Here is a 566-nt window from a genome sequence, read left to right as displayed (position 1 = left end):
ACCTGGGATGCGAGATAACTCTCGGCGGTGTCCTCGTCGAAGTCCACATCGACCCCGACCTGAGCAAAGGCGTCGATGATGTCCTGGCGGGGAACATAGATCACCTCGATGCCCTGATTTCGCATGTTGTCCAGTCCGCAGGAAGTCCACTCGCCAGCCACCACGGCGCCCAGGAAAGGCCTGTACTGACTATAGGTCGAACGGAGGGGAACGAGAGCATTCGCGATCTCTCCCGCCTTATTCATGGAGTGCTTCGTGTAGCGCCTCCATGCAGATTCGATGAAGGCTTTAGGGGCGCCCGCCTTCTCCTCGGAACCCTCATGTTCCAGAACAAAGTCCAGGTTGTGACCGCTACCAGACGAGTCGAACCAGCGGATCAGTTTTCTCCCATCGCGGGCCGCTCGAGGGTGGGCCACATCAAGGTAGAGATTGTGTTCTCTGGCGACTTCGCGCAAGAGCGGATCGAGGCTGGCCTCAAGGGCATAGCCGATGATCTGGCCAACGCGATGGGCATAGGAGATTGCCATTGTTACCCCTCAATCCAAAGACGGCCCTCGTGAAGAGGG

General features: G+C 58.3%; 1 protein-coding gene. It reads right to left on the bottom strand.

Going from position 1 to position 566, the window contains the following annotated elements:
• Positions 1 to 527, bottom strand: a 527-nt coding sequence (locus C6558_RS38990) for a hypothetical protein (RefSeq protein WP_199197139.1), incomplete at its 3' end; no start/stop codon positions are given.
• Between the last annotated feature and the right edge of the window lie 39 nt (positions 528 to 566).

Source organism: Ensifer sp. NM-2, from assembly GCF_003024455.1.
Taxonomy (GTDB): domain Bacteria; phylum Pseudomonadota; class Alphaproteobacteria; order Rhizobiales; family Rhizobiaceae; genus Ensifer; species Ensifer canadensis.
This window is presented reverse-complemented; position numbering and strand designations above follow the sequence as displayed.